The organism is Planctomycetota bacterium, from assembly GCA_026387035.1.
Taxonomy (GTDB): domain Bacteria; phylum Planctomycetota; class Phycisphaerae; order FEN-1346; family FEN-1346; genus JAPLMM01.
Genome location: JAPLMM010000227.1, coordinates 38,564 through 45,907 on the forward strand (window position 1 = coordinate 38,564; position 7,344 = coordinate 45,907).

Annotated in this window: 7 protein-coding genes; all 7 read left to right on the forward strand. The window is 62.7% G+C overall.

Annotated elements, in window-relative coordinates; all coding sequences use genetic code 11:
- Window positions 1-8 precede the first annotated feature (8 nt).
- The 7 genes from NTX40_08365 to NTX40_08395 all read left to right on the forward strand — a co-directional run bounded on the left by NTX40_08365 (window position 9) and on the right by NTX40_08395 (window position 7,305).
- Entirely contained in the window at window positions 9-1,814 is a 1,806-nt protein-coding gene (locus tag NTX40_08365; protein MCX5649092.1) for an ATPase, T2SS/T4P/T4SS family, read from the forward strand.
- A gap of 11 nt (window positions 1,815-1,825) precedes the next feature.
- On the forward strand, window positions 1,826-2,887 hold the full coding sequence (locus tag NTX40_08370; GenBank protein MCX5649093.1) for a type IV pilus twitching motility protein PilT: 1,062 nt from the start codon (window positions 1,826-1,828) through the stop codon (window positions 2,885-2,887).
- Between the two features lie 7 nt (window positions 2,888-2,894).
- Window positions 2,895-4,118 carry a type II secretion system F family protein gene (locus tag NTX40_08375; GenBank protein ID MCX5649094.1) on the forward strand — a complete coding sequence of 408 codons (1,224 nt, stop codon included), beginning with the start codon at window positions 2,895-2,897 and terminating at the stop codon, window positions 4,116-4,118.
- A gap of 2 nt (window positions 4,119-4,120) precedes the next feature.
- Window positions 4,121-4,264 carry a prepilin-type N-terminal cleavage/methylation domain-containing protein gene (locus NTX40_08380; GenBank protein MCX5649095.1) on the forward strand — a complete coding sequence of 48 codons (144 nt, stop codon included), beginning with the start codon at window positions 4,121-4,123 and terminating at the stop codon, window positions 4,262-4,264.
- 625 nt (window positions 4,265-4,889) lie between these two features.
- The gene (locus NTX40_08385) at window positions 4,890-5,333 is read left to right on the forward strand and encodes a type II secretion system protein (protein MCX5649096.1); all 444 of its coding nucleotides are present in this window, start codon (window positions 4,890-4,892) and stop codon (window positions 5,331-5,333) included.
- 49 nt (window positions 5,334-5,382) lie between these two features.
- A complete protein-coding gene (locus tag NTX40_08390; GenBank protein ID MCX5649097.1) occupies window positions 5,383-6,795 on the forward strand; it encodes a pilus assembly PilX N-terminal domain-containing protein in 1,413 nt (470 codons plus the stop codon).
- 3 nt (window positions 6,796-6,798) lie between these two features.
- On the forward strand, window positions 6,799-7,305 hold the full coding sequence (locus NTX40_08395) for a prepilin-type N-terminal cleavage/methylation domain-containing protein (protein MCX5649098.1): 507 nt from the start codon (window positions 6,799-6,801) through the stop codon (window positions 7,303-7,305).
- The last annotated feature ends 39 nt before the right edge of the window (window positions 7,306-7,344 follow it).

Below are 7,344 nucleotides of genomic sequence, written 5' to 3' on the forward strand. Positions count from 1 at the left end.
AGGGCGCGATGCCTGAGGAAAGACGCAAGCGCGAAGCGGAGGCTGGAGCCGGCGAAAGCGTCGTGACGGCGACGGTGCCCACGGGCGCGGCGCCGAAGCCGGCGCGCCAGCGGATGGGCGACCTGCTCGTCAGCCGCGGCGAGGTGACGCGCGCGCAACTGGAAGAGTGCCTCTCGCTCCAGAAGTCGAGCCCGGGCGAGCGGCTGGGCCAGATCCTCATCCGCAAAGGATACGCCAAGGAAGACGAGGTGATGGCGTGTCTGGCGGAGGAGTACGGGCTGGAGTTTGTGCCCGTGGGCCAGTTGGAGGTGCTTCAGCGCGTTCTGGAGATGCTTCCGTCGGACTTTTGCCGGCGGCACAAGGTGCTCGTCATCGACGCGGACGACGACGAGGACGTGGCCACGGTGGCGACGGCCGATCCCGCGAACGTCTTTCTGGTGGACGAGATTCGGCGGCGCCTCGGCCGCCGCGTTCGCCTGGCCGTGGCTTCCCCGTCGGCCATCGTGAAGATGATCGAGGAGAAGTTCACGACGCTTGACGACTTCCAGTTGGACGACCTGATCCGCGACATCGCGGACGACGCGGTGGAGGTCGTCGAAGACAATGACGGGGATGTGACGGACCTGGCGAAGGTGGCGGGTGAGTCGCCGGTGATCCGGCTCGCGAACTATCTGATCTGCAATGCCGTCAAGGAAGGCGCGAGCGACATCCATATCGAGCCGGGCGAAAAGAAAATGCGCGTGCGGTACCGGATTGACGGCGTCCTGTTCGAGGTGATGTCGCCGCCCCAGGGCATGCACGCGGCGCTGGTGTCGCGTTTGAAGATCATGGCCAACCTGGACATTTCGGAGCGGCGTTTGCCGCAGGACGGCCGCATCCGCGCAATCGTGCGCAACCGTTACGTGGACTTCCGGATCAACACCCTTCCGACGACGCAGGGCGAGAAGGCGGCGATCCGCATCCTCGACAACCGATCCATCCTGATCGGCCTGGAGCGGCTGGGGTTTGAGCACGACCACCTGAAACGGTTCAAGGAACAGATCGACCGGCCGCACGGCATCATCCTCGTCACGGGCCCGACGGGCTCCGGCAAGACGACGACGCTGTACTCAGCGCTCCTGACGATGAACGCGGGCGAGATCAACCTCTCGACCGTCGAGGACCCGGTGGAATACTTCCTGGGCTTTGCGAACCAGGTCCAGATCAACGAGCGCATCGGCTTCACGTTCGCCACCGCGCTTCGGGCGCTGCTCAGGCAGGACCCGGACGTCATCATGGTGGGCGAAATCCGGGACGAGGAAACGGCGCGCATCAGCGTGCAGGCCGCCCTCACCGGGCACCTGGTCCTCTCGACCCTGCACACGAACGACGCGCCGTCGAGCATCACGCGGCTCATCAACATCGGCATCGAGCCGTACCTCATCAGCGCCTCACTGAACGCGGTGCTCGCCCAGCGTCTGGTGCGGCGCATCTGCGAGCAATGCAAGGAACCGTACGCGCCGAGCGACGAGGTCAAGCAGGCCCTCGTCCGGAACAAGATCGAGGCCGGGCAATTGTACCGCGGCAAGGGATGCGAGCGGTGCCGGAAAACCGGGTACAGCGGGCGCTGCGGCATCTACGAGATGCTCGTTCTGGACGACTCGATCCGGGACATGGTGGCGGCGAGCCCGGACGTCACGGAATTGCGGCGCTACTGCGAGGAAGCCGGAATGGTTTCGCTGCGACAGGACGGGATTCGCAAACTCCAGGAGGGCGTCACGACGGTCGAAGAACTGCTCCGCGTGACCGAAGACATTCACCTTCCGGTGGAGTAGGAGAAGCGGCCTTGACGCGTATCAAAAACCTGATGCGAAGCGCGGTCGATGCGGGGGCGAGCGACCTGCATATCCTTGCAGGCCACCCGCCGCTCCTCAGGATTCATACGGTTCTTGTCGCCATGGAGGGCGAGGCCGTCGTCGCGGAGGACGAAGCCCACGCCTTCGTCAAGGAACTGGTGACCGAGGAGCAGCACCAGCACTTCACGCGCCAGCGCGACCTGGACTTTTCGACCTCGTTGCCGGGCGGCCCCCGCTTCCGCGTCAACGCGCATTTCCAGCGGGGGACCCCTGCCCTGGCGTTTCGAGCGATTCCGGCGCGCGTGCCGCCGCTCGAAGAACTGAACCTGCCGGAAGTTGTGGTCGAGTTTGCCGAACTTCAGCAGGGTTTGGTCCTCGTGACGGGAGAAACGGGCAGCGGAAAATCCACGACCCTCGCCTCGATGGTCGATCACATGAACGACCGGTTTAAGTACCACGTGATCACCCTGGAGGATCCGATCGAATACATGCTCGAGTCCCGCCTGTGCACGGTCGAGCAGCGGGAGGTGGGCGAGGATGTGCCGGATTTCCGGCACGGGCTGCGGCATATTCTGCGGCAGGACCCGGACGTGATCCTCATCGGCGAAATGCGCGACCTGGAGACGATCTCGACGGCGCTGACGGCCGCCGAGACGGGTCACCTCGTCCTCTCGACCCTGCACACGAACGATGCGGCCTCGACCGTCGAGCGTATCATCGACATGTTCCCGGCCGCGCAGCAGAACCAGGTTCGCTCGATGGTGGCGAACACGCTGCGCGGTGTGCTCTGCCAGCGTCTGTTCCCTCGCGTGGACGAGGCGGGCATGATCCCGGCGACGGAGGTGCTCGTTTCGACCCCCGCGGTGCGCAACTGCATCCGCGAGAACCGGATCTTCGAGATCCCCAATATCATCGAAACCAACCGGGCCCTGGGCATGGCCCTGTTCGACGAGTCGCTCAAAAGGCTCTACTTCAACGGAAAGATCAACCGGCAGGACGCCCTCACGTACGCGCGGCAGCCGGAGCAACTCGAACGGGCTCTGACGGCCTAGGAGCGCCATGGCTACGTACCGATACCAACTGAAGCGAAACGACAGCCAGGTTGTCACGGGAGTCATGAAGGCCGACAGCCTCGTGTTGGCCACGCAGCAGGTGCGCGAACTCGGCGGGACGATCCTGGACCTGATACGGATCGGTGAGGAGGAGGTGGCCCGGAAAGGCTTGCTGGGCAGCATCCAGTTCGGCCAGCGGGTCGGGTCGAAGGAAATTCTGGCGTTTACAAGCCAGTTGGCGGTGATGTCGAAGGCCGGCATCGGTCTGACGACGGCGCTGGAAAGCATCGGGGAACAGGTGAAGAACCCCAAGATGGGTCAGATCATCCGGACGCTGAAGCGCGACATTGAAGGGGGACGGCAGTTTTCCGAGACTCTGCCCCGTTTTCCGAAGATCTTCTCGCTGCTCTACGTGAACATGGTGCGGGCGAGCGAGTTGGCGGGTTCGTTTGGGCACATGCTCGAGCGCATCTCGGAATACCTGACCCAGCAGATTGAGACACGCCGCCAGGTCAAAGGCGCCATGATTTACCCGGCGATCATCCTCATCCTGGCCATGGTGACGGTGGTGTTCATGCTGACGTTCGTCCTGCCGCGGTTCGCGCCCCTCTTCAAGGGACGCGAAGAGATCTTGCCGATGCCGACCAAGATACTCATGGCGTTGAGCAGTTCATTGACCAATTATTGGTACGTCTACCTGCTCTCGGTCGGCGCGCTTGCGGGAGGGTTCATCTACTTTTTGAGAACGGAACTCGGCCGCGAGTGGTGGGACGGCGCGAAACTCAAGATTCCGATCCTGAAGGGCCTGTGCCACGCCCTGTACCTGTCGCGCGGACTGCGGACGATGGGCGAACTGGTGAATGCGGGCGTGCCGATGCTCGATACGATTGCCATCACGGCGGAGGTTTCGGGCAACGTGCATTATGCGCGAGTGTGGCGGCGGGTCCACGCCGCGGTGCGCAAGGGACAGCGCATCGCGCCAACGCTGTCGCGCAGCCCGCTGATTCCCGCCAGTGTGGCCCAGATGATCGGGGCGGGCGAAGAGACCGGCTCGCTAGCCGAGATCCTGAATGACGTCAGCGCGTTTTACGATCGGGAGTTGAAGGCAACCATTAAAACAGTGACGTCCGCCATTGAGCCGCTCATGATCGTTTTGATGGGTGGAATTGTGGCCTTTATTGCATCCGCGATCCTCTTGCCCATCTTCAAGATGTCCCAGTTGGTGAAATAGCCATGACGCGCGCAAAAACGCATGAGTCCGGGAACCGCCGGAAAGCCTTCACGCTCGCGGAAGTGCTTGTCTGCTGCGTGCTCGTGGTTCTCGGTTTTGTTGCCTCCGTGGCGGCGTTCGGTCACGAGTCCGTCGTCACGCATTGAGAGGTCCCAAGGGCGGACGTCCCATGCGGAATCGGCGACGGAACGGCAGGGCGGTTTCGAGGGGTTCCGCCCTGCCCCACCGAACGCGTGCTTTCACCCTGGCGGAAGTGCTCATTTCGCTCGCCCTGATGGCGCTGCCGGACGATCGTGGTGAGCGTGGCGGGTGACGTGACGCATACGGGAACCAACCTTGCAAATCCGGCTGGTGCTGGCCGGGGAACAGGCGATGGCAGAAACCGTTATCACGGCGACGCCGCGCAAAGAGTTCTTCTGAATCCCCGCAATGGCGTTAAGATAAGCCCCCAATACCCTTCGGAAGGTGATTCGGACCCGGCGCAGATCGGGCTTGGCGCTGCCTTGCGCCCCGGTTAGCTGGGGTGCGTCGTCGCACGAAACCGCCTCAAATCCCCTTAACTTAATGCCATTGCTGAATCCCTGCGTATGCGGCGGTTGGTTTTCCTTGCGAAAATGGCGCCTGACTTGCAAGGCGCGGGGGAAGGCCGAAGCCACCAGCCGCGCGTAAGTGCCGAATGTATAAGGTCTTACGTGCCTCCGGCCGGAGTTCCTCCCCTCGTGCTTGCCAGGCGGTCGTGGCGCGTTAGGCTTGAAGGTGGAAAGGGGCTCTATGGTGACTCGACACACTGGTGGCGGGGCGGGCGCGAGGGGGTTTACCCTCGTCGAGGTGCTGGTCTCGGCCATAATCATGGCCATCGGTTTTCTGGCCGTGGTCGCCGCGTTCGGGCATGATTCCGTCGTGGCCGAGCAAGGCAGCGACGTGGCAACGGCCACATACCTGGCGGCCGAGATTCGCGACCTGGCCCTGCGGATGGATTTCGCAGACGTGCTGGCCCTGGACGGGGAGCACTATGCCCCTGACACGGACTGGGCCCAATATCTGACCGTCACGCCTGTTTCCGTGGCCGACCTGAACGATGACGAGGACATAGACGCCGAGACCGCCAAGGCGGTTCGGCTGATGGTGGAAGTCCGCCACCACGGAACGGCCGTGGTGACGCAGACGTCTTACGTGTTCAAGATGGAAGGGATCCTATTCACGGACGGCGGCTGATGCACGGAGAGGGAGCCGACGCCCCAAGAGAAAGAAAGATGGGCGTATCATGAAACGACTCACATCTTTACGACGGGGCACTCGCCGTGGCGTCGCGCTGGTGGTCACGATGATTTTCCTGGCACTCTTCGCCTGCCTGGCGGTGGCGATTGCCACGACGTCCGACACCAACCTGGCCGTGGCGCGCAACCGCATCGCCTCGCAGCAGGCGTCGGCGCTGGCCGAGACCGGCATCCAGTTGATTCAGCGCAACCTCGGCGGCGTCAGCCTTTCCAGCGACAGCAGCAGCGCGTCGGCCCTGTACGAAGCCATCGCCGAAAAACTCGAGATCCTGTGGGAGTCTTCGACCATGGTTGATGACGCCGGTGTTTCCTGGGACGACGCCGGCGTTACCGTGCCCATCACGCTGGACGACGCGCGCGGCAAAATCGACCTCCAGATCGCCGTCAGCGACCTGATCGGCACCAACCCCAACACGGTCACGATTACCAGCACAGGGTCCTGTGGCAACGCGTCGCGAACCGCCCGCTACAACATGATGGTGCAGCAAGGCCAGACGGCGCTGTCGCTGTACGGCGTCTCAAGCAAGTCCGCCGTCCGGCTGACCGGCCACGGCCGCATCCAGGGCCTCAACAACAACGCCGAAGGCAGCGTTCTGGCAGCCACGTACACCACCAGCCCCGCCATCCGCCTGAGCGGCAACGCCAGCATCACCGGCGATGCCAAGATCAGTAACCCGGACGCCCGCATCCAGACCAACGGCCAAGCTACCATTGGAGGCAGCCAGAGCGTCGGCGTCGGGGAACCGGAATGGCCCGTCGTGGACCAGAGCATCTTCCGCCCTTACGCCACCAACCTCCGGACCAGTGGGGCCTCCGGAGACGTTACCCTGTCCAACATCCGGATTCCCGCCGGAACCAACCCGACGTTTTCCGGAAAAGCCACCCTCAACGGCATCGTGTACGTCGAATCGCCCAACATAGTGACGTTTTCCGGCAATTGTACACTGGCCGGACTCATCGTTTGCGAGCAACCCTCCGTGGATAACCTGAACGCCAACAAAGTGACCTTCTCCGGCAATGCAAGCCTTTCGGCGGTCGTTCCGGACGGGTCGCAGTATGACGGGCTGCGCGACTTGACAGGATCGGCGGTCTTAGCCCCCGGCTACGGCGTCAAGTTCAGCGGCCAATCGAACGCCGTCGGCGGATGCATGGTGGCCAGCGAGTTTGAGTTCACGGGCCAGGCCCTCACCGGCAAGAAGAAAAAGAATGAGGACGACGATTCGGACGAAGCGCCCACGTTCACCGCGATTCGCGGCGGGATCATCAACTTGCGCGATTCCGGTTTTAAGGTCGCCGGCAAGGCGACGGTGACTATCGATCGCAGCAACCTGAACGATCACCCGGCCGGCCTGACCCGTTCCTACAAACTGGCTTGCATCTCGGGATCCTATGCGGAGTAACCGATGAAGGCTTTTCATCACAGACCGGGCTTCACCTTGCCGGAAATACTTCTGGCGATGGCCCTTATGGCCCTCATCATGGCCGCCGCCGCCGCCGGCATCCATGCCGCCAACACCTCGTACACCTACAACTCCGAGAAAACGGAACTGGTGGCCAAGGCGTGCGGCGTATTGGACCGGATCGCCCGCGACATCCGCCGGGCCACGGACTTTGAAATCCTGGACGACGAAATCCTGGTCGACGTGCAAAGCCTTCGCATCATGCTGCCTGATGGCACGCAGCATACTTATACATGGGATGGCACGGACCGCGGCGACATCACGTTTGTGAAGACCGAAAGCGACAACAGCGAAAGCGATCCCGAGCGCTTAATAAAGGGAGACGTAACGTCTTTCACCCCCGAGCAACCCACCGGCAGCCAGTCTTGCCACGTCCAGGTTTCGCTAAAGGGAGACTATGCCACGGTCAGCAAAAACATCACGGTCACGCCGCGCAAGGTTCTATTCTGACCGCTGCAAAATGCGTTAGAACTGCCGGAGAAACCGTAC

Excerpts from the sequence above, each read along its gene's own strand:
- NTX40_08385 (MCX5649096.1), top strand. The coding sequence starts at position 4,890 with ATGGTGACTCGACACACTGGTGGCGGGGCGGGCGCGAGGGGGTTTACC.
- NTX40_08375 (MCX5649094.1), top strand. The coding sequence starts at position 2,895 with ATGGCTACGTACCGATACCAACTGAAGCGAAACGACAGCCAGGTTGTC.
- NTX40_08395 (MCX5649098.1), top strand. The coding sequence starts at position 6,799 with ATGAAGGCTTTTCATCACAGACCGGGCTTCACCTTGCCGGAAATACTT.
- NTX40_08365 (MCX5649092.1), top strand. The coding sequence starts at position 9 with ATGCCTGAGGAAAGACGCAAGCGCGAAGCGGAGGCTGGAGCCGGCGAA.
- NTX40_08390 (MCX5649097.1), top strand. The coding sequence starts at position 5,383 with ATGAAACGACTCACATCTTTACGACGGGGCACTCGCCGTGGCGTCGCG.
- NTX40_08380 (MCX5649095.1), top strand. The coding sequence starts at position 4,121 with ATGACGCGCGCAAAAACGCATGAGTCCGGGAACCGCCGGAAAGCCTTC.